This window comes from Streptomyces africanus (genome assembly GCF_030816955.1).
GTDB lineage: Bacteria > Actinomycetota > Actinomycetes > Streptomycetales > Streptomycetaceae > Streptomyces > Streptomyces africanus.
On the sequence record NZ_JAUSYP010000001.1, the window covers coordinates 5,518,440 to 5,537,658 of the forward strand.

Here is a 19,219-nt window from a genome sequence, read left to right on the forward strand (position 1 = left end):
TCACCCCAACACCGCCGCCACCACCACCAGAACCGGCACCGACACCACCGTCGACAACAGGATCGCCTCCCTCGCCAGCACCTCCCCCACCCGATAGCTGCTCGCGTACGTGAACAGGTTCTGCGCCGCCGGAAGCGCCGAGGTCACCACCACGTCGAGCAGCAAGGCCCCCTGCAGGCCGAAGACGCCCGCTGCCAGCGCCCAGGCGACCAGGGGCTGGACGACCGCCTTGAGGGTCACGGCGAGGAGGACCGGGGCCCGTTCCGCGCCGCGCAGCGGGAGTGTGCTGCCGCGCAGGGAGATGCCGAAGGCCAGGAGGACCGCCGGGACCGACATGTTGCCGATGAGGGTCAGGGGGTCCAACAAAGGGCCCGGCACCGTCAGGCCCGACGCCGACGCCGCCACACCGGCCAGGGAGCCCAGGGCTATGGGATTGCGCAGCGGCGTGAGCAGTCGCTGCCACAGAGGCCGCTTCTCCCCGCCGCTCGCCAGGTCCAGGACCGTCAGCGCCACCGGCGTGACGCCCACCAGCTGGAACAGCAGCACCGGCGCGACCAGTGACGCGTCGCCCAGCACGTACACAGCGATCGGGATGCCGAGGTTGCCCGAATTGACGTAGCTGGAGCACAGCGCGCCGATCGTCGTCCGGCCCGCACCCCAGCCGCGCGCGGCACCCACCGCCACGAAGACACCCGCCGCCACTGCCGTACTCATCGCCGTGACCAGCAGCCGGTCGGAGAAGATCACCGACAGGTCGGCCTGGGCGAGCGTCGTGAAGAGCAGGGCGGGAGACGCCACGTGGAAGGCCAGCTTCGTCAGGACCTCGCGCCCGCCGTCGCCCAGATATCCCCGGCGGCCGATCAGATACCCGACCCCGATGACGACCGCGATGACCGCGAAGCCGCTCAGCACCCCCTGCACGAGGCCCCCTCACCGGCGACACGTGCATCGGACAGCGCGGCAGGGGCAGATGCATGGGGCATACAGCCAACCCTCCGGGGAAGGCCGTACCGAGGTCAATGTGATCCTTACGGCCCCGACAGGACGGACAGCCGCGATGAGTTACCGCCGCCCGCCCGGTCTACCGATTGTGGATGCCACGACACCCCCCGTACTCGTGCTCCCCGGTCCCGTCGCCCGGGACGAGGTGAGCGGACTGAGCGACGACGTGAGGGCACTGCTGCGCACCAGCCGTGCCCGGGTCGTGGTGTGCGATGTCGGGGGCCTCGGGCCGCCGGGGCTCGCCGCCGTCGACCTGCTCGCGCGGCTCCAGCTGGCCGCCCGGCGGGCCGGGGGCCGGATACGGCTGCGCGACCCCGATCCGGCCCTACGCGCCCTCCTGGACCTGGTCGGTCTCCGCTTCGAGGTGGAGGGGCAGGTCGAAGAGCGGGAACCAGCGCTGGGTGTCGAGGAAGCAGTGGAACCCGGTGATCCGGCCGTCTGAGATCTCCAGCACCTGGACCGCCCACGGCGAGAAGCCGCCCTTCTCCGGGTCCGGCTTGTACTGGGCGAACCCCGGCAGGCCGTTGACCTGGACCGGCACCAGCCGGGAGCCCGCGCAGGGCGCGCCGAGCGTCGTCATGAAGCCCGTGATGTCGCCGACGCCGGTCAGCCACAGGTCGAACGGCGGCATCGTCATGACCGCGTCCTCGTGCAGCAGGGCGGTCAGCGCCGTCATGTCGTAGCCCTCGAAGGCCGCGACATAGCGGTCCAGCAGCTTCTGCTGGTCCTCGTCCAGAGGGTCGGAGACGGCCGCTTCGGCGCCCGGCTCCTGCCGCTCGGCCAGGGTGGCGCGGGCCCGCTGGAGGGCGCTGTTGACCGACGCCACCGAGGTGTCCAGCAGCTCGGCGACCTCACTGGCCTTCCAGGCCAGCACTTCGCGCAGGATCAACACGGCCCGCTGCTTGGCCGGCAGCTTCTGCAGGGCGGCCATGAAGGCGAGCCGCACGGACTCCTTGGCTATCGCCGCCTCCGCCGGGTCGCTGGTCATGGGCAGCACGCGGGCGTCCGGCATGGGCTCCAGCCAGGTGTTGTCCGGGCGGGGGGAGAGGGCCGCCTGCGCGAGGGGGGTGGATTCGGTGAGGTCCATGGGCCGGGCGCGCTTGTTGCCCGCGGTCAGCATGTCCAGGCACACGTTGGTCGCGATGCGGTAGAGCCAGGAGCGGAGGCTGGAGCGGCCCTCGAACTTGTCGTAGCTGCGCCAGGCGCGGACCATCGTGTCCTGCACCGCGTCCTCGGCCTCGAAGGAGGAGCCGAGCATCCGGTAGCAGTACCCCGTCAGCTCGGTGCGGTGTGCTTCCAGCCTGGTGTCCAGGTCTGTCGGTGTCGCCGTGCTGTTCGTCATCGTCCACCCACCCCTGTGGAATTTCTGTCACGCGCCATCGCGTCCAGCACTTCGGAAGCTACCGCAGCCCACTGACAACGGCCCCCCGAGCGCACAAGAACGCAGGCAGGAGCAGTGCTTCACACCAGCTGTTTCACCGACATCAGCAGATGCCGGTGCTCCCCGGCCGTCTTCCCGGCCGCCTCGGCCGCTCCCTCGCCCGCCACCTCGGCGGCCCCGCCGTCCGCCACCGCGTGCAGCAGCGCCCGCTGCCCCGCCCCCAGCAGCTCCAGCCGTACGCGCGGGCTCTCGAAGGACGTCAGCGCGTCCAGCAGATAGGCCGGGTTGAAGGCCACCGGCATCTCGTCGGCGCCGGTCAGCGTGGCCGGCAGGCGCTGGGCGGCCACGTCGTCGCCGTAGCCGGCGCGGAGCATGACCGACCCGTCGGACGAGAAGTCCAGCAGCACGGGACTGTTCGCCTCCGCCACCACCGCGACCCGCCGCACGGCCTCCGCGAGACTCTGGCACTCGACCTCGGCGACCGCGGCCCCCGCCATGTCGAACAGCGATCTGTACGTCGGCAGCCGCCCGTCCAGGAGCCGCAGCGCCGTCCGCGTCCGCCCGCCCTCGAAGCCGATCAGCCCGCCGCCCCCGGCCGGGTCCCACCCGATCAGCACGTCCCCGCCGCGGCCCAGCGACCGCGCGACGTCCAGCAGGCGCCGCGCGGGCAGCAACGCGTCCACCACTCCCTCGGCCGCCGCCCCCGGCTGCCACTCCAGCCGCCGCACGGCGTACCGGTAGCGGTCCGAAGCGGCCAGTGTCATCTCCCCGCCGTCCATGCGCAGTTGGACGCCCGTCAGGAGAGGCAGTGTGTCGTCGCGCCCGGCCGCCACCGCGACCTGGGCGACGGCGGTCGCGAACGCGGCGCCGTCCACCGTGCCGTACGGCGCGGGCGGCGCCGGCAGGGCCGGGTACTCGGCGAGGGGCAGCGTCGACAGCCCGAACCGCGTACCGCCCGCCTCCACCGTGAACCGCGAGGCCTCCAGCGCGCAGCTCACCGGCCCGTCCGGCAGCACCCGGCAGACGTCCAGCAGCCGCCGCCCCGGGACGAGCACCCGCCCGGGCACCGCGACCTCGGCGTCGGCCTCCACCCGTACCGCCGCCTCGAAGTCGAACCCCGTCACGGCCAGCCGTCCCGCGTCCGCCTCCAGCAGCAGCCCGCCCAGCACCGGCACCGGCGTCCGCGCGGGCAGCGCCGCGTACCGCCCGGCTCACGGCCTCGGCGAACGCCGTACGGTCGATGCGGAACTCCATGAAAAATCCCCCTGGTCGAATCCGGTGGTCAGCAGACGCGGACGTTATCCGCGCCCACTGACAACCGGCCCCGACCAGGGGGAACAGTCCGGTGTCGAGCCTCAGGCGGCCGTGGTCAGCCGCCGCTGCGTCCGCGCCGCCCGCGTCCCGAACACCGTGATCGTCACGACGCCCAGGACCGCCAGCAGCCCGACCCCGACCGTCCCTGCCCAGCCGCCCGCGTGGAAGGCGATCGCGCCGACCGTGCTGCCCGCGCTGGAGCCGACGTAGTAGGCCGACTGGTAGAGCGCCGAGGCCTGCGCGCGCCCGGTCGTGGCCGTCTTGCTGACCGCCGAGGAGGCCACCGCGTGGCCCGCGAAGAAGCCCGCCGTGATGAGGACCAGGCCCAGCAGGACCAACGGGAGGGAGCCGGCCAGGGACAGCAGCAGACCGGCCGCCGTCGTACCGCCGCCCGCGTACAGCGCGCCCCGGCGGCCCAGCCGGCCCACCAGCCGGCCGGCCGTCGACGCCGACACCGTACCGACGAGGTACACCAGGAAGATCGAGCCGATGATGCCCTGCGGCAGCGAGAACGGCGCCTCGGTCAGCCGGTAGCCGATGACCGTGTACACCCCGCCGAACACCGTCATGAACAGCGCGCCGATCGCGTACAGCCGGCACAGCAGCGGGTTCGACAGGTGGTCACGGGCCGTCCGGGCCAGGACACGCGGCCGCAGCGAACCGGTCCTGAAGTTCTTCGGGGCGGGGAGCAGCAGCCGGAAGGCCACCGCGCACGCCACGGCGATCGCGCCGATCACCCCGACGGCGACCCGCCAGCCCCACTCCTGGGCGACCCAGCCGGTGATGACCCGGCCGCTCATCCCGCCGACGCTGTTGCCCGCGACGAACAGTCCGATCGCGGTGACCAGCGCCTTGGGGCTGACCTCCTCCGCGAGGTACGCCGTCGCCGACGCCGGCAGCCCGGCCAGGGCCGCGCCCTGGAGCGCCCGCAGCACGACCAGGACACCCAGCGACGGGGCGAAGGGCACCAGCAGTCCGACGGTCACCGCCACGGCCAGCGAGGCCGTCATGACCGTACGCCGTCCGAAGCGCTCCGACAGGGCGCTCATCGGCAGCACGAACAGCGCCAGCCCGCCCGTCGCGGCGGCCACCGTCCAGCTCGCGTCGCTCGCCGCCACCCCGAACTCGCCGGAGATCAGCGGGAGCAGCGCCTGCGTGGAGTACAGCAGCGCGAAGGTCGCGACACCCGCGAGGAAGAGGGCGAGGCTCATCCGGCGGTAGCCGGGTCCGCCCGGGGACATGCGTGCGTCGGCTGCGGGGACAGAGGCATCGGCGCCCACGATGGTGGACGCCCCGGTACTGGCGGGAGACATGCCTCGAAACTACGTACGCGCGCACTGATCCGTCCAATGCATGGAACTGCCATAATCGTTCCCATGGCGCATCAACACAGTTCAGCGGCTCGGCTGTCACCGTCCAGTGACACAGAAGACATGGCGGAGATGTCCAAGGTGCTGGCGCCCCGCCTCGCGTACTTCGCCGGCGTCGCCCGCACCGAGCACGTCACCCGCGCCGCCCAGGAGATGAACGTCCCCCAGTCGACCCTCTCCCGGTCCATGGCCCGCCTGGAGCAGGACCTGGGCGTCGACCTCTTCGCCCGCCACGGCCGCACGGTCTCCCTCACCCCGGCCGGCCGCACCTTCCTCGCCTCCGTGGAACGCGCCCTGGCCGAGGTCGAGCGCGCCGCCGAGGAGGTGCGGGCCGACGCCGACCCCGCCACCGGCAAGGTCGCCTTCGGCTTCCTGCACACCATGGGCGCCGAGACGGTCCCGGGCCTCCTCCAGGCCTTCCGCGCCGACCATCCGCGCGTCCGCTTCAGCCTCGTCCAGAACTACGGCGAGGCCATGCTCGAACGCCTCCGCGCCGGCGAACTGGACCTGTGCCTGACGTCCCCCGTCCCCGACGCCCCCGACCTGGTCGCCCGCCGCCTCGACGAACAGAAGCTCCGCCTCGTCGTCCCCGCGGACCACTCCCTCGCGGGCCGCCGCCGCATCCGCCTCGCCGAGGCCGCGGACGAAATGTTCGTCACCCTGGAACCCGGCTACGGCCTCCGCCGCATCACCGACGACCTCTGCCAGGAGGCCGGCTTCAAGCCCCGCATCGCCTTCGAGGGCGAGGAGGCGGAAACCCTGAGAGGCCTGGTGGCAGCGGGCCTCGGAGTCGCCCTCCTGCCCCCACCGGCAGTCCCGCGCCCCGGAGTGGTCGAACTGACGGTCACGGCCCCCCGAGCGGCCCGCGAAATCGGCGTGGCCTGGCTGGAAGGCCACCCCGACACACCCCCGGTAGCAGCCTTCAAAAGGTTCCTCCTCTCAAGAAGAGGCAGCTTGTTGCCGACCTAGGGCGCGGGGAACTGCGCGACAAGCCACAGCGACCCCGCACAGGCCAATCGACAACCACCCTCGCGGCGCTACCGCCTGGAAGGACTGAACCCCGCAGCCAACGGCATCCGCAACCCCAACGGCGGCGGCGCGGCCAGCGCATCCCGCACGGGCCGCGACACAGCCCGCCCGAACAACGCCCCCATCACGAAGTCCTCGGCCAACGCCAGCACTTCGTCCCGGTACTGATGCAACCCGTGCCCGTCCGCGTGCACTTCGAACCGGCACACATCCCGGTTCGCCTTCTTCGCCCGCGCCGCCAGCCGGAACGACAACTCGGGATCCGTCCGCCCGTCGTTCGTGCCGTGCACGATCAGCACCTGCCGCCCCACCAGCTGCTTCACCGGTTCGGGTGGCCCGGCCACGTCCTCCTCCGGCAGCCAAGGGGCGAGCGCCAGCACGGAGTTGACGGCCTCGTGACCACCCGCCCGCAGTCCGGCCCTGCCGCCCATGCCGATGCCGGCGAGGCAGACGGGAACGTCTCCGTAACGCCGTACGACCTCGTCGGCCGCCCAGGCCGCGTCGGCCGCGAGGTTGGCCTCACCGCCGTTCCAGCCGCGGTAGCGGTAGTGCACCACGTGCGTGACGAGACCCTCGTCCCGGCCCGCGCGGGCCAGGCGGCGCCCCAGGGCGCGTACGGAGGCGGTCGCCACCAGGGGGGACGGCCTGCGGCCGGAGACCTCGTCACCGCCGGGGAGCAGCAGCACCACGCCGCTGACCGCCGACGGCTCCGGACCGAATGTCCTGCCCAGCCGGGCCCTGCGCACCGGCGTCGGTTGGTGTGCCATGACAGAACAGTGTCAGAAGCGCGGGTGTACGCGACCCGTCCTTGCGGTCACCGTTACGTATCGACGAAAACGTAAAGGAGCCGGGAACGCGCCATCTACGCGCGTAGGAGTTAGAGTGCGGAAATGACGAGCCAGACCATCGCGAACACCCCGACACCGGACCAGATCCACCGGGCGCCCAAGGTCCTGCTGCACGACCACCTCGACGGCGGGCTGCGCCCGGCCACGATCGTCGAGCTCGCCCACGCGACCGGCTATTCCCAGCTCCCCGAGACCGACCCGGAGAAGCTGGGCGTCTGGTTCCGCGAGGCCGCCGACTCCGGTTCCCTGGAACGGTACTTGGAGACCTTCTCCCACACCGTCGGCGTCATGCAGACCCGCGACGCCCTGGTGCGGGTAGCCGCCGAGTGCGCCGAGGACCTCGCCGAGGACGGCGTCGTCTACGCCGAGGTGCGCTACGCCCCCGAGCAGCACCTCGAAGGCGGTCTGAGCCTCGAAGAGGTCGTCGAGGCCGTCAACGAGGGCTTCCGGGAGGGGGAGCGCCGCGCCCGGGAGAAGGGCCTTCGCATCCGTGTCGGCGCCCTGCTCACCGCCATGCGGCACGCGGCCCGCGCCCTGGAGATCGCCGAACTCGCCAACCGGTACCGGGACCTGGGCGTCGTCGGCTTCGACATCGCGGGCGCCGAGGCCGGCTACCCGCCCACCCGGCACCTGGACGCCTTCGAGTACCTCAAGCGCGAGAACAACCACTTCACCATCCACGCCGGCGAGGCCTTCGGGCTGCCGTCCATCTGGCAGGCCCTCCAGTGGTGCGGCGCCGACCGGCTCGGGCACGGGGTGCGGATCATCGACGACATCCAGGTCCACGAGGACGGCAGCGTCGAACTCGGGCGGCTCGCCTCGTACGTCCGGGACAAGCGCATCCCGCTGGAGCTGTGCCCGAGCTCCAACCTCCAGACCGGGGCGGCGGCCTCGTACGCCGAGCACCCCATCGGGCTGCTGCGCAGGCTGCATTTCCGTGCCACGGTCAACACGGACAACCGTCTTATGTCGCATACCAGCATGACCCGGGAATTCGAGCACCTTGTCGAGGCGTTCGGTTACACGCTCGACGACATGCAGTGGTTCTCCGTCAATGCGATGAAATCAGCATTCATTCCTTTCGATGAACGACTGGCCATGATCAATGACGTGATCAAGCCCGGATATGCCGAGTTGAAATCCGAATGGCTGTTCCGGCAGGCCGCCTCCACCAGCGGTTCTTCGCCTTCGGAGGGCTGACCGAGAGTCCTCGGCACACAGGTAATGCGGGCGGTGTTCACAAGCCGTCCGCATTTCGATGTTTGCGGCGGACGGCGCCGCGTGATTACGGTCGCGGGACCGCTCACCCACCCCGTCATCCCATTACGAGGACGCATTTTCATGAAGCAGTCTGCTGCCAAGTCCCTCGGTGTCGCCGCTCTCGGTGCCGCCTTCGCCGCCACCGGTGCGGGCGCCGCCAACGCCGCCCCGGCCGTCCCGGACACCGCCCAGGCGCTGGAGACCGTCACCCAGGCGCTCCCGGCGGAGCAGCTCTCCCAGGCGCTGCCGGCGGGCTCGGCCGAGGCGGTGGGCCAGGGGCAGACCCTGGCGGGTACCGGTCTCGCCGCCGCCCAGCCGGTCGCCGGGCAGGCGCTCGCCCAGGGCCCGACCGGCCCGGCCGCGGGGCTGCTCGGCGGGCTCCCGGTGAACGGCCTTCCGGGCGCCTGACCCCCCGCCCCGGCGGACACACACCGATGGGGCGCACCCCTGGACACAGGGTGCGCCCCATCGGCGTTTCCGCAACGGGTGGCTACCAGGCAGTCTGTGCCTTGTTCTGCACCTTGTCCTCCGACGGCAGCAGGATCCACAGCGCGATGTACAGCAGGAACTGCGGGCCGGGCAGCAGGCACGAGACCAGGAAGATCACCCGCATCGTCGTCGCGGAGGTGCCGAAGCGCCGTGCCAGCGCGGCGCACACTCCGCCGATCATGCGGCCGTGGGTGGGGCGGGCGAGGCGTGACATGTGCGGCTCCTTCGTAAGGTGTCGTGAGGCCTCTCGTCCGAGTACCCCATCTGCACTCCACGCTACGGAGACGAAGGGGGCAAAGCGTCGCTCCACGGGGCGATCCCGACCCTGGGAATCGTCGGGGTCCGACCCTGAGCCGGCTCCTCCGGGGGGAGGGGCGTACGCGGCGGGCGCGCGGTGCTGCGGCGGCGCAGCCAGGAGCGGCCGGCGGGGACGAGCGCGAGATGCGCGAGGGCCACGCCCGCGGTGTTCAAAAACAGCGAGTCGACGTCGACGACCTGACCGGGGACGCCGGTCTGGAGCAGCTCGATGCCCAGCGACAGCAGGGCCCCGGCCGTGACGGTGTTGAGCAGGGACGCCAGCGGCGAGACGACCAGTCTGCCGCTCGCCATCGGCAGCAGCACGCCCAGCGGGGCGAGCAGGGCCAGCCCCTCGCAGATCCGCCGGGCCGCCTCGGGCCAGCCCAGGGCGAGATCGGCCCGGATGCCGTCGAACGGCCGCAGATTGGCCGGCATCACCCAGGGCACGTCCAGCGGCCGCAGCGTGAGCCAGGCGACGAACACGAGATGTGCGACGAGGAGGACACCTCCTGTCACACGGATGCGGAACGCGGCGCTGCCGCCGATGGAGCCTTGACGCTGCACGCCCCCCAAGACGCGGCCTCCGGCAGGATCGGTTCCGGGATGGACCCCGGTTGGCCTGTGAGGCATGCGCCACAGCCGGGCGGAACCCGGCCCGCTCACTCCCCGGCCGCGTCCTTGGAGGGCGGTTCCTTGCTGCCCGGCCGGGCCCGCACCTCGTCCGTGCACGCGTAGCGGCGCGGAGAGCCGGAGCCGGGGCCGCCCAGGACCACGGAGCCGTCACCCTCGGCGGCCGCCGAGTCGGAGAAGGTGCAGACGATCTGGGCGAGGGCGTACGAGGTGAGGCTGTCCGGAGCCGTGCTCAGCCGCAGCGTGTCCTCCGGGTCGCCGGCCCGGGGCCCGCCCACGGTGATGCCGCCGCGTACGTCCGTGCTGTAGCCGGCCTCCTTCTCGGCGGGTGACGGCGGCGCAGCGAGCTGGTTCAGCAGGCCCTGCGCCACCAGCATCCGCCGGGCGGAGTCGGCCGCGCCGTCCGGAACCCGTACGGTCCGGTCGACGGTCACCAGCGAGGACCCGCACAGCAGGAACACCTGCACCGGCAGCCCCCGGGCGGCCTGCGTCGACACGTCCGGCTCGGCGAGCGAACAGCGCACCCGCGAGGGCGCCGGCCCGAAGTTCGTCGGCACCTCCGTGGCCCGGATCCCGCAGCCGGCGAGCAGCAGGGCGAGCACCGACACGGCACCGATCCGGGCCCTGGAGACGAGACGTGTGGTCATCAGGCGTCCCCCTTCGCGTCCGCGCCCTGGTCCTGGCCGGGGTGGTCCCCGTCCTTGCGCTCGCCCTCGGCGGGCTGTTCCCCCGGCGCGGACGTGTGGCGCGGGAGCCGCAGGGTGAACACCGCGCCCGAGTCGGGCGAGTTGGCCGCGGTGATCTCACCGCCGTGGATGTGGGCGTTCTCCTGGGCGATGGACAGGCCCAGGCCGCTGCCCTCGGAGCGCGGCCGGGAGGCGCTCGCCTTGTAGAAACGGTCGAAGACGTGCGGCAGGACGTCCTCGGGGATGCCGGGCCCGTGGTCCTGCACCTCGATGACGAGCGAGTCGTCCTCCACCCGGACGGACACCCGCACCGGGGAGCCGCCGTGCTTGAGCGCGTTACCGATCAGGTTGGCCAGGATGACGTCCAGACGACGCGGATCGAGGCGGGCGTGGATGCCGCGCTCGGCGTCCAGCTCGACCGCGTCCAGCCAGGCACGGGCGTCGATGCACGCGGTGATCTGGTCGGCGATGTCGACGTCGTCCAGGACGAGCCGGGCCGTGCCCGCGTCGAAGCGGGTGACCTCCATCAGGTTCTCGACCAGGTCGTTCAGCCGCCGGGTCTCACTGACCACCAGCCGGACGGCGGGCTCGATCATCGGGTCCATGCTCCCGGTCTCCGCCTCCAGCTCCTCCTCCAGCACCTCCGTCACGGCGGTGATGGCGGTGAGCGGCGTCCGCAGCTCATGGCTCATGTCGGCCACGAACCGCCGGGACGCCTCGTCCCGCGCGGCCATGTCGGCGACCCGCTTCTCCAGCGCCTCGGCTGCCTTGTTGAACGTCCGCGACAGGTCGGCGAGTTCGTCGGTCCCGGACACCCTGAGCCGGGTGTCCAGCTTGCCCTCGCCGAGCCGCCGCGCGGCCGTCCCGAGCCGCTGCACCGGCTTCAGTACCGTCGTCGCCGCGGCCTGCGCGAGCAGCGCCGAGCCGATCAGCGCGAGCGCCGTCGCGATCCCCAGCGACCAGGCCAGCGAGTTGAGGTCCTTCGCCTCCGGCTCCAGCGACTTCAGCATGTAACCGGTCGGACCGCCGCCGATCACCCGCGTCCCGGCCACGAGATACGGCGTGTCGTGGTCGACGACCCGCTGCCAGTACAGGTGGTACGGGTGCTTGTTGGACCCGTCGACCTTCTGCGCCCTGTTCACCGCCGTGCGCAGCGAGACCGGCACGTCCCGCAGCGAGAAGCCGCTCAGCCCGCCGGAGCTGCCGTAGACGGTCCTGCCGTCGGCGTCGCGCGCGACCAGCAGCACGCTGAAGCGCTGATCGCTGCCCGCCATCTGGCCCGCGGTGTGCTGGAGCTCGTCCTGCGTCGGCCGATCGGGCAGCGCACCCGCCCGGTTCTGCATCTCCTGGTCGAAGTCGCGCAGCACGGCGTCCTGGGCGCGGGTGAGCACGGCCTCGCGGTTGAGCCAGTACGCGATGCCGGACGCGGACACGGCGGCCGTCAGCGCCACCAGGCCGAAGACGACGACCAGCCTCAGCCGCAGGCTGGTGAAGCGCAGCCGCGACAGAACTCCCTTGCGCGCCGCGGTCCAGCCGCGGGTCCCCCCCTGGTTCCCCTGTGTCACTGAGGCGGATCCAGCCGGTAACCGACACCCCGCACGGTACGGATCAGCGTCGGGGACGAGGGCACGTCCTCGACCTTGGCGCGCAGCCGCTGGACACACGCGTCCACGAGCCGCGAGTCGCCCAGGTAGTCGTGTTCCCACACCAGCCGCAGCAGCTGCTGCCGCGACAGCGCCTGCCCCGGCCGCCGGCTCAGCTCCAGCAGCAGCCGCAGCTCGGTCGGCGTGAGCTGGAGGTCCTCGCCGTTCTTCGTCACGGTCATCGCCGAGCGGTCGATGACGAGGCTGCCGAACGTCGCCGCGTCGTTGGACTCCCGCTCGCCGCGCCGCAGCACCGCCCGGATCCGGGCGTCCAGCACCCGCCCCTGCACCGGCTTGACGACATAGTCGTCGGCGCCGGACTCCAGCCCGACGACCACGTCGATGTCGTCGTTGCGCGCGGTGAGCAGGATGATCGGCAACTGGTCCGTGCGCCGGATGCGCCGGCACACCTCGAACCCGTCGATGCCGGGCAGCATCACGTCCAGCACGATCAGATCCGGCCGCTGCTCGCGCAGCAGCTTCAGACCGTCCTCACCACTGGCAGCGGTCGCCACCCGGTGACCCTGGCGCGTCAGTGAGAGCTCCAGGGCCGTCCGGATCGCGTCGTCGTCCTCGATCAGCAACAGGGAAGGCACGGGCACATTCTGGCCCATGGAGGGGTCGGGGTTCGACATGTGGGCCGAGATGAGACCTGCGCACAGCGCCGACGCCTGTGCACGAGGTGTGTCCGCCATGTGGCCGACCCCTGTGACAGGTCTGTGACAGTCGGCGGACACGGCCATGAAAGTGCCGCGGCAAAGTTTTCGGCACAAGCAGGGAAGCCCGCCCGACCGGCGGGCCGCACACCGGAAGTCCACGACGGGGGGCGCGAGATGAACACGCTGCACGGCACCAGCACCAGCGCAGTGGTCACGCGTCTGCACGACGTGAACCGGGGTTCCGAGAAGTCCGGTGCCGTGAGCGGGCGGGGGTGCGCTCGCGGCACCGGGCGTCAGCACACCGCGTTCATGACGGTGGTTGACGCGCCGGCGGGGGAGATCAAGGGGGCTCACGGGGGAGCCGCGTACAGGGAGGACTCGGGGGAGCGCCGCTCGCTGTCGGAGGCGGAGTTCACCGCCTACGTCCAGGAGCGCCGCGCCTCCCTGTACGCCACCGCCTACCACCTCACCGGCGACCGCTTCGAGGCCGAGGACCTGCTGCAGAGCGCGCTGTTCTCGACGTACCGGGCGTGGGACCGGATCAGTGACAAGGCCGCGGTCGGGGGCTACCTCCGCCGCACCATGACCAACCTGCACATCAGCGCCTGGCGGCGCCGCAAGCTCAACGAGTACCCGACCGAGGAACTGCCGGAGACGCCCGGCGACACGGACGCGATGCGCGGCACCGAGCTGCGCGCGGTCCTGTGGCAGGCGCTGGCCCGGCTGCCCGAGCTCCAGCGCACCATGCTGGTCCTGCGCTACTACGAGGGCCGTACGGACCCGGAGATCGCGGAGATCCTCGACATCAGTGTCGGCACGGTGAAGTCCAGCATCTGGCGGTCGCTCCGCCGGCTGCGCGAGGACGAGGTCCTCAGCTTCGGCCGTGACGAGGAGGACGCCTTCGGCGAGCTCGTCGCCTGAAGGTCGGGGGGGGAGCACCAAAAGGGGCCCCACGGGGGAGGGAACCGGGGCCCACGGGGGAACTGCGGAGACGCTGGGGGGCGTCTCCTCAGGACAGTGGGGGGACACGGGGGAAGACGGGGGAGTACAGGAGCGGGACTGGAGGGCCGGGGGGTCCGTCCAGTCCCGCTTTTTTCGTCGTCTAGGCCGCCGTGCCGAGGCTCGCGCACCGACCCGCGGCTGCGTCGGCCAGCCGGCCCATCGCCTCGTCGCGGTCGCAGGCGTACGCGCCCAGCGCTGTCTGGCGGGCGACGATGGAGCGCTCCTCCCTCATCAGACGCCAGCCGCGCCGCAGCAGGAACGGCACCGACTTGCGGCCCTCCCGCAGATCTCGCAGGAAGCGGCGGCGGAACGTCTTCACCGGGCCGCGGCTCAGGCACAGCGCGTCGGCGAGGACGCCGAGCTCCCTGCAGCGCGTGACGATCTCCGCGGCGAAGATGCCCTCCGCGATGAACAGCGGGGTCCGCCCGATGTCCACCGTCTCCGTGCCGGTGCGGGCGCTGCGCGCGATGTCGTAGACGGGGACGTCCGTACGGCCCGTGCGGCACAGCCGGGCGATCGCGGCGACGGCGGTGTCCGCGTCCCACGACTCCGGATGGTCCCAGTCGATGTCCGAACTCCCCGCCACCAGCGGCAGCGTCGGGTCGTCGCCCTCCTTGTAGAAGTCGTCGAGCCGCAGCACCGGGAGGCCGGAGCGGGCCGCGAGGAGGGACTTGCCGGAGCCGGAGGGGCCGCAGAGCAGCACGACTCGCGTCGGTATGGCCAGAGGAGAACTCACGGGACACCAGTGTGAGGCATCCATCGGGGGCCGTACGACCCCGCGGGTCGGCTTTGATGTGCGCGTCACACCTCAACTACCCTTTGCGTCGAATCGATTACCCAGTGCATCAGAAGGTGGCAGCGATGGCTCGACACGACTCCTCCAGGACGCCGACCGCCCAGCGTGCCCTGGCCGTCCTCGCGACCACGGGAGTGGCGCTGGGAGCGGGGGCGGCCACGGCCGCGGCGGCGAGCACCGGCTCGGCCCTGGACGTGGTCCACACCTCCCTCGGCAAGACCCACCCCGAGTCCGCCCTCAAGGCCGCCACCGGATCCGTCGGCTACGTCACCGGCCCGGTCACGGGCCTCAAGCCCAATCCCCTCGCCGGCACGGGAGTCGACCCGCTCGACAACGGCGTCGGCACCGAGGTCGCGGACTTCAAGCCGGTGCAGTCCCGGGAGCTGACGGGTCCGGTGGCGCAGGCCCCGTCGGTCGAGAGCATCCCGGTGGCGGGGCAGGCGGCGGGGATGGTCTCGCGGTAGGCCCGTGTACGGCGACAGGCGCGCACGAGAGAAGCCCCGGCCCTCCCGGACGGAGGAGGGCCGGGGCTTCCGCTGTGAGGGGCGCTCTAGTACGAGGAACCGGACGCGCCCAGTGACCCCGTGGGGTGCCAGACCGTTTTGGTCTCCAGGAACGCCGTCAGGCGGTCGATGCCGGGCGTCTCGGCGTAATCCACAGGCTGTGGACGCAGGACGCGCTTGAGGTTGTCGGCCGCGGCGATCTCCAGCTCCTTCGCGAGGGCCTCGTCGGCGCCCGCGAGGTCGATCGCGTTGACGTCCTGGTGGGCGGCCAGCGGGGTCGCGATCTCCGCCGTCCGGCCCGCCAGGACGTTGACCACGCCGCCGGGGACGTCCGAGGTGGCCAGCACCTCGGCGAGGGACAGCGCGGGCAGCGGGGACTTCTCGCTCGCCACCACGACCGCCGTGTTGCCGGTCGCGATCACCGGGGCCAGCACCGACACCAGGCCCAGGAAGGACGACTCCTGGGGCGCCAGGACCGCCACCACGCCCGTCGGCTCGGGGGAGGACAGGTTGAAGAACGGACCCGCGACCGGGTTGCCGCCGCCGACCACCTGGGCGATCTTGTCGGTCCAGCCCGCGTACCAGACCCAGCGGTCGATCGTCGCGTCCACGACCGCTGCCGCCTTGGACTTCGACAGCCCTTCGGCGTCGGCCACCTCACGCGTGAACTGGTCGCGGCGGCCCTCCAGCATCTCCGCGACGCGGTAGAGGACCTGGCCGCGGTTGTACGCCGTCGCGCCGGACCAGCCGCCGAACGCCTTGCGGGCGGCGACCACGGCGTCCCGGGCGTCCTTGCGGGAGGACAGGGGTGCGTTCGCCAGCCACTTGCCCTTGGAGTCCGTCACCTCGTACACCCGGCCGCTCTCGGAACGCGGGAACTTGCCGCCCACGTACAGCTTGTAGGTCTTGAGGACACTCAGTCGCGTGTCAGACATCGAGGTACGCCTCCAGGCCGTGGCGGCCGCCCTCGCGGCCGAAGCCCGACTCCTTGTAGCCGCCGAACGGCGACGTCGGGTCGAACTTGTTGAACGTGTTGGACCAGACGACACCCGCGCGGAGCTTGTTCGCGACCGCCAGGATGCGCGAGCCCTTCTCCGTCCAGACACCGGCGGACAGGCCGTACGGCGTGTTGTTGGCCTTGGCGACGGCCTCGTCCGGGGTGCGGAAGGTCAGCACCGACAGCACCGGGCCGAAGATCTCGTCTCGGGCGACGGTGTGCGCCTGGGTGACGTTCGTGAAGAGCGTCGGGGCGAACCAGTAGCCGCTCTCCGGCAGTTCGCAGGCCGGTGACCAGCGCTCGGCGCCCTCCGCCTCGCCCTGCTCGACGAGCGAGGTGATGCGCGTGAGCTGTTCCTCGGAGTTGATCGCGCCGATGTCCGTGTTCTTGTCCAGCGGGTCGCCGAGGCGGAGGGTCGACAGACGGCGCTTGAGGGAGTCGAGGAGCTCGTCGTGGATCGACTCCTGGACCAGGAGGCGGCTGCCGGCGCAGCAGACCTGGCCCTGGTTGAAGAAGATGCCGTTCACGATGCCCTCGACGGCCTGGTCGATCGGAGCGTCGTCGAAGACGATGTTGGCGCCCTTGCCGCCCAGTTCGAGCGTGACCTTCTTGCGGGTGCCGGCGACCGTGCGGGCGATCTCCTTGCCGACGGCCGTGGAGCCCGTGAAAGCCACCTTGTTCACATCCGGGTGGGCCACCAGCGCCGCGCCCGCGCCGCCGTAGCCGGGGAGGATGTTGACGACGCCCTTCGGAAGGCCCGCCTGACGGCAGATGTCCGCGAAGAAGAGCGCCGAGAGGGGCGTGGTCTCCGCCGACTTCAGGACGACCGTGTTGCCGGTGGCGAGCGCCGGGGCGATCTTCCACGCCAGCATCAGCAGCGGGAAGTTCCAGGGGATGACCTGGCCGGCCACGCCCAGCGGCCGCGGGTTCGCGCCGAAGCCCGCGTGGTCGAGCTTGTCGGCCCAGCCCGCGTAGTAGAAGAAGTGCGCCGCGACCAGGGGGAGGTCCGCGTCGCGGGTCTCCTTGATCGGCTTGCCGTTGTCGAGGGTCTCGAGGACGGCGAGCTCGCGGGAGCGCTCCTGGATGATCCGCGCGATGCGGAACAGGTACTTCGCGCGCTCCGAGCCGGGCAGCGCCGACCACTTCTCGAAGGCCTTGCGGGCCGCCTGTACGGCGCGGTCCACGTCCGCCTCGCCCGCCTGGGCGATCTCGGCGAGGACCTCTTCGGAGGAGGGACTGACCGTCTTGAAGACCTTGCCGTCGGCGGCCTCGGTGAACTCGCCGTCGATGAACAGGCCGTACGAGGGCGCGATGTCGACGATCGAGCGCGACTCGGGCGCCGGGGCGTATGCGAATACCGATGACACGTTTTCCCTGTTCACGGGTATCAGTCCACCGTCACGTAGTCGGGGCCGGAGTAGCGGCCGGTGGCCAGCTTCTGGCGCTGCATCAGCAGGTCGTTGAGCAGCGAGGAGGCGCCGAAGCGGAACCAGTGGTTGTCCAGCCAGTCCCCGCCGGCGGTCTCGTTGACCAGGACGAGGAACTTGATGGCGTCCTTGGAGGTGCGGATACCGCCGGCCGGCTTCACACCGACCTGGATGCCGGTCTGTGCACGGAAGTCACGTACCGCCTCCAGCATGAGGAGCGTGTTCGCCGGGGTCGCGTTGACGGCGACCTTGCCGGTGGACGTCTTGATGAAGTCCGCGCCCGCCAGCATCCCGAGCCAGCTCGCGCGGCGGATGTTGTCGTACGTCGACAGCTCGCCCGTCTCGAAGATGACCTTCAGGCGCGCGGACGTGCCGCAGGCCTCCTTCACGGCGGTGATCTCGTCGTACACCTTCAAGTATCGGCCCGCGAGGAACGCCCCGCGGTCGATGACCATGTCGATCTCGTCGGCTCCGGCGGCGACGGCCTCACGGACGTCGGCCAGCTTGACGGTGAGCGCGGCGCGGCCGGCCGGGAACGCCGTGGCGACGGAGGCGACCTTCACGCCGGAGCCGGCGACGGCCTCCTTGGCCACGGCCACCATGTCGGGGTAGACGCAGACCGCTGCCGTCGAGGGCGTCGTACGGTCGGTCGGGTCGGGCCGGACCGCCTTCGCGCCGAGCGCCCGGACCTTGCCCGGGGTGTCCGCGCCTTCCAGCGTCGTCAGGTCGACCATCGAGATGGCGAGGTCGATGGCGTACGCCTTCGCGGTCGTCTTGATCGAACGCGTACCGAGGGAGGCCGCACGGGCCTCCAGTCCGACCGCGTCGACGCCGGGGAGCCCGTGGAGGAAGCGGCGCAGCGCGCTGTCGGACGCGGTGACGTCCTTGAGGGGGTGAGCTGCGGTGAGTGCAGAACTGGGCATGGTCACCAGACGAGCATATCTACGCGCGTAGCGGCTGTACAGCCCCTGGGTTTGGTCGGGTGGGGTGGTGAGGTGCGCGGGTGGTGGGGTGCGGGGAGGGCGTGGTGTGGCCTGTGGTGTGGGGGTGGGGTGCGGCGGGTGGGGTGCGGCGGGTGGGGTGTGGTGGGTGGTCGGCACACGGTCCGGCAGAATCGGAGCATGATGAGCCCCGAGTCCCAGTCGCCCGCGCCGCAGCCTTCGGAGCCCGAGTCCGAGGACCGGGTGTACCGGTCGGTTCCGGCCATCGCCGGTGGCGCGCTGCTGCTCGCCATCGCCGGGTGGCTCGGCATCGACGCGGTGGTCTCGGGCGAGGGACGCACGCCGTGGATGGCGCTCGCCGTGCTGATCCTCGTCGTGCCGCTGGTCGTCGCCTTCACGCTGCGGCCCGCCGTGTACGTGGGTGACGACCGGCTGCGTATCCGCAACCCGTTCCGCGTCATCGTGGTGCCGTGGGGGCAGGTCGCCTCGTTGAAGTCCTCCTACTCGAACGAGGTCCTCACCGAGTCCGGCGCGAAGTACCAGCTGTGGGCCGTGCCCGTCTCGCTGCGTGCCCGCAAGAAGGCCGCGCGGCGTGAGATGCGGGCGACCGCGCAGGCCCGGCGGGAGATGGGGCGGGACGAGGGGCGCGGCAGTGCGCTCGGGATGCGTGCGGGGCTGGGTTCCGGGCCGGGGCAGGGCCTCGGCGGTGGCCCGGTGTCGGACGGGCCCGCGCGGGCGGAGACCGACCGGATCATGGATGAGCTGCGGGGGCTGCACGAGGCGCGGCGCCGGGCGGAGACGGCGCAGGGGGAGGTGACCGTGCGGTGGGCGTACGAAGTGATGGGGCCGGCGGTTGCCGGGGCGTTGCTGGTGTTGATTTTGGCGGTGGTGGGGTGACGTCACCCAACGCCACCCCATCACCCCATCACCCCACGGCCCGTCGGC

At 71.7% G+C, this 19,219-nt stretch carries 20 protein-coding genes and 1 pseudogene; 7 read left to right on the forward strand and 14 right to left on the reverse strand.

Features of this window, described 5'->3' with window-relative positions; genetic code table 11:
• Positions 1 to 921 (reverse strand): AEC family transporter, encoded by a 921-nt coding sequence (locus tag QF034_RS25720; RefSeq protein WP_307177154.1) that lies wholly within the window; start codon positions 919 to 921, stop codon positions 1 to 3.
• Positions 922 to 1,057: 136 nt separating this feature from the next.
• Here QF034_RS25720 and QF034_RS25725 point away from each other — a divergent pair, with 136 nt between their 5' ends.
• Entirely contained in the window at positions 1,058 to 1,444 is a 387-nt protein-coding gene (locus tag QF034_RS25725) for an STAS domain-containing protein (protein WP_307177155.1), read from the forward strand.
• On the opposite strand, the gene QF034_RS25730 is transcribed toward QF034_RS25725, so the two are convergent.
• The 3 genes and pseudogenes from QF034_RS25730 to QF034_RS25740 all read right to left on the reverse strand — a co-directional run bounded on the left by QF034_RS25730 (position 1,328) and on the right by QF034_RS25740 (position 5,010).
• Positions 1,328 to 2,344: a sigma-70 family RNA polymerase sigma factor gene (locus QF034_RS25730; RefSeq protein WP_307177156.1), complete on the reverse strand. Its 1,017-nt coding sequence runs from the start codon at positions 2,342 to 2,344 to the stop codon at positions 1,328 to 1,330. The genes QF034_RS25725 and QF034_RS25730 overlap by 117 nt on opposite strands.
• Positions 2,345 to 2,463: 119 nt before the next feature.
• Positions 2,464 to 3,637 (reverse strand): annotated as a pseudogene (gene dnaN / locus QF034_RS25735) (DNA polymerase III subunit beta).
• A 101-nt stretch (positions 3,638 to 3,738) separates the two neighbouring features.
• Positions 3,739 to 5,010 carry an MFS transporter gene (locus QF034_RS25740; protein ID WP_307177157.1) on the reverse strand — a complete coding sequence of 424 codons (1,272 nt, stop codon included), beginning with the start codon at positions 5,008 to 5,010 and terminating at the stop codon, positions 3,739 to 3,741.
• A gap of 63 nt (positions 5,011 to 5,073) precedes the next feature.
• Here QF034_RS25740 and QF034_RS25745 point away from each other — a divergent pair, with 63 nt between their 5' ends.
• The gene (locus QF034_RS25745; RefSeq protein WP_307177158.1) at positions 5,074 to 6,036 is read left to right on the forward strand and encodes a LysR family transcriptional regulator; all 963 of its coding nucleotides are present in this window, start codon (positions 5,074 to 5,076) and stop codon (positions 6,034 to 6,036) included.
• Between the two features lie 68 nt (positions 6,037 to 6,104).
• On the opposite strand, the gene QF034_RS25750 is transcribed toward QF034_RS25745, so the two are convergent.
• Positions 6,105 to 6,863: an alpha/beta hydrolase gene (locus QF034_RS25750; RefSeq protein WP_307177159.1), complete on the reverse strand. Its 759-nt coding sequence runs from the start codon at positions 6,861 to 6,863 to the stop codon at positions 6,105 to 6,107.
• A 123-nt stretch (positions 6,864 to 6,986) separates the two neighbouring features.
• On the opposite strand from QF034_RS25750, the gene QF034_RS25755 reads away from it, so the two are divergent.
• Together QF034_RS25755 and QF034_RS25760 are read left to right on the forward strand one after the other, a co-directional pair.
• Positions 6,987 to 8,144 (forward strand): adenosine deaminase, encoded by a 1,158-nt coding sequence (locus QF034_RS25755; RefSeq protein WP_307177160.1) that lies wholly within the window; start codon positions 6,987 to 6,989, stop codon positions 8,142 to 8,144.
• Between the two features lie 141 nt (positions 8,145 to 8,285).
• Positions 8,286 to 8,612, forward strand: coding sequence for an ATP-binding protein (locus QF034_RS25760; RefSeq protein ID WP_307177161.1), 327 nt, complete (start codon positions 8,286 to 8,288; stop codon positions 8,610 to 8,612).
• An 82-nt stretch (positions 8,613 to 8,694) separates the two neighbouring features.
• Here QF034_RS25760 and QF034_RS25765 read toward each other — a convergent pair whose 3' ends face one another.
• The 5 genes from QF034_RS25765 to afsQ1 form a co-directional block, all read right to left on the reverse strand.
• Positions 8,695 to 8,907 (reverse strand): PspC domain-containing protein, encoded by a 213-nt coding sequence (locus tag QF034_RS25765; RefSeq protein ID WP_086558956.1) that lies wholly within the window; start codon positions 8,905 to 8,907, stop codon positions 8,695 to 8,697.
• Between the two features lie 62 nt (positions 8,908 to 8,969).
• Positions 8,970 to 9,554 carry a VanZ family protein gene (locus tag QF034_RS25770; protein WP_307177162.1) on the reverse strand — a complete coding sequence of 195 codons (585 nt, stop codon included), beginning with the start codon at positions 9,552 to 9,554 and terminating at the stop codon, positions 8,970 to 8,972.
• 95 nt (positions 9,555 to 9,649) lie between these two features.
• Positions 9,650 to 10,267 carry a hypothetical protein gene (locus tag QF034_RS25775; protein WP_307177163.1) on the reverse strand — a complete coding sequence of 206 codons (618 nt, stop codon included), beginning with the start codon at positions 10,265 to 10,267 and terminating at the stop codon, positions 9,650 to 9,652.
• Entirely contained in the window at positions 10,267 to 11,871 is a 1,605-nt protein-coding gene (locus QF034_RS25780; protein WP_307177164.1) for an ATP-binding protein, read from the reverse strand. The genes QF034_RS25775 and QF034_RS25780 overlap by 1 nt, the downstream gene beginning before the upstream one ends.
• Positions 11,868 to 12,545, reverse strand: coding sequence for a two-component system response regulator AfsQ1 (afsQ1, locus tag QF034_RS25785; RefSeq protein WP_158101933.1), 678 nt, complete (start codon positions 12,543 to 12,545; stop codon positions 11,868 to 11,870). The genes QF034_RS25780 and afsQ1 overlap by 4 nt, the downstream gene beginning before the upstream one ends.
• 237 nt (positions 12,546 to 12,782) lie before the next feature.
• Here afsQ1 and QF034_RS25790 point away from each other — a divergent pair, with 237 nt between their 5' ends.
• Positions 12,783 to 13,529 carry a SigE family RNA polymerase sigma factor gene (locus QF034_RS25790; protein ID WP_307177165.1) on the forward strand — a complete coding sequence of 249 codons (747 nt, stop codon included), beginning with the start codon at positions 12,783 to 12,785 and terminating at the stop codon, positions 13,527 to 13,529.
• Between the two features lie 181 nt (positions 13,530 to 13,710).
• Here QF034_RS25790 and QF034_RS25795 read toward each other — a convergent pair whose 3' ends face one another.
• A complete protein-coding gene (locus tag QF034_RS25795) occupies positions 13,711 to 14,370 on the reverse strand; it encodes a uridine kinase family protein (RefSeq protein ID WP_370880964.1) in 660 nt (219 codons plus the stop codon).
• 101 nt (positions 14,371 to 14,471) lie between these two features.
• Between QF034_RS25795 and QF034_RS25800 the strand changes: the two genes are divergently transcribed.
• Positions 14,472 to 14,870, forward strand: a complete 399-nt coding sequence (locus QF034_RS25800; RefSeq protein WP_307177167.1) for a hypothetical protein — start codon at positions 14,472 to 14,474, stop codon at positions 14,868 to 14,870.
• An 86-nt stretch (positions 14,871 to 14,956) separates the two neighbouring features.
• Here QF034_RS25800 and QF034_RS25805 read toward each other — a convergent pair whose 3' ends face one another.
• The 3 genes from QF034_RS25805 to deoC are packed head-to-tail and all read right to left on the reverse strand — an operon-like array spanning position 14,957 to position 18,256.
• A complete protein-coding gene (locus QF034_RS25805; protein ID WP_307177168.1) occupies positions 14,957 to 15,844 on the reverse strand; it encodes an aldehyde dehydrogenase family protein in 888 nt (295 codons plus the stop codon).
• Positions 15,837 to 17,273 carry an aldehyde dehydrogenase family protein gene (locus QF034_RS25810; protein WP_307177169.1) on the reverse strand — a complete coding sequence of 479 codons (1,437 nt, stop codon included), beginning with the start codon at positions 17,271 to 17,273 and terminating at the stop codon, positions 15,837 to 15,839. The genes QF034_RS25805 and QF034_RS25810 overlap by 8 nt, the downstream gene beginning before the upstream one ends.
• Positions 17,274 to 17,293: 20 nt before the next feature.
• Positions 17,294 to 18,256 carry a deoxyribose-phosphate aldolase gene (gene deoC / locus QF034_RS25815; protein ID WP_307177170.1) on the reverse strand — a complete coding sequence of 321 codons (963 nt, stop codon included), beginning with the start codon at positions 18,254 to 18,256 and terminating at the stop codon, positions 17,294 to 17,296.
• A gap of 198 nt (positions 18,257 to 18,454) precedes the next feature.
• Here deoC and QF034_RS25820 point away from each other — a divergent pair, with 198 nt between their 5' ends.
• Positions 18,455 to 19,171 (forward strand): PH domain-containing protein, encoded by a 717-nt coding sequence (locus QF034_RS25820; protein WP_307177171.1) that lies wholly within the window; start codon positions 18,455 to 18,457, stop codon positions 19,169 to 19,171.
• The last annotated feature ends 48 nt before the right edge of the window (positions 19,172 to 19,219 follow it).

Bases quoted from the DNA above. Each gene is read 5' to 3' on its own strand.
- QF034_RS25820 (WP_307177171.1), top strand. From the start codon at position 18,455: ATGATGAGCCCCGAGTCCCAGTCGCCCGCGCCGCAGCCTTCGGAGCCC.
- QF034_RS25800 (WP_307177167.1), top strand. From the start codon at position 14,472: ATGGCTCGACACGACTCCTCCAGGACGCCGACCGCCCAGCGTGCCCTG.
- QF034_RS25805 (WP_307177168.1), bottom strand. From the start codon at position 15,844: ATGTCTGACACGCGACTGAGTGTCCTCAAGACCTACAAGCTGTACGTG.
- QF034_RS25775 (WP_307177163.1), bottom strand. From the start codon at position 10,267: ATGACCACACGTCTCGTCTCCAGGGCCCGGATCGGTGCCGTGTCGGTG.
- deoC (WP_307177170.1), bottom strand. From the start codon at position 18,256: ATGCCCAGTTCTGCACTCACCGCAGCTCACCCCCTCAAGGACGTCACC.
- QF034_RS25740 (WP_307177157.1), bottom strand. From the start codon at position 5,010: ATGTCTCCCGCCAGTACCGGGGCGTCCACCATCGTGGGCGCCGATGCC.
- QF034_RS25755 (WP_307177160.1), top strand. From the start codon at position 6,987: ATGACGAGCCAGACCATCGCGAACACCCCGACACCGGACCAGATCCAC.
- QF034_RS25745 (WP_307177158.1), top strand. From the start codon at position 5,074: ATGGCGCATCAACACAGTTCAGCGGCTCGGCTGTCACCGTCCAGTGAC.
- QF034_RS25725 (WP_307177155.1), top strand. From the start codon at position 1,058: ATGAGTTACCGCCGCCCGCCCGGTCTACCGATTGTGGATGCCACGACA.
- QF034_RS25795 (WP_370880964.1), bottom strand. From the start codon at position 14,370: ATGGATGCCTCACACTGGTGTCCCGTGAGTTCTCCTCTGGCCATACCG.
- QF034_RS25765 (WP_086558956.1), bottom strand. From the start codon at position 8,907: ATGTCACGCCTCGCCCGCCCCACCCACGGCCGCATGATCGGCGGAGTG.
- QF034_RS25790 (WP_307177165.1), top strand. From the start codon at position 12,783: ATGAACACGCTGCACGGCACCAGCACCAGCGCAGTGGTCACGCGTCTG.
- QF034_RS25760 (WP_307177161.1), top strand. From the start codon at position 8,286: ATGAAGCAGTCTGCTGCCAAGTCCCTCGGTGTCGCCGCTCTCGGTGCC.
- QF034_RS25730 (WP_307177156.1), bottom strand. From the start codon at position 2,344: ATGACGAACAGCACGGCGACACCGACAGACCTGGACACCAGGCTGGAA.
- QF034_RS25750 (WP_307177159.1), bottom strand. From the start codon at position 6,863: ATGGCACACCAACCGACGCCGGTGCGCAGGGCCCGGCTGGGCAGGACA.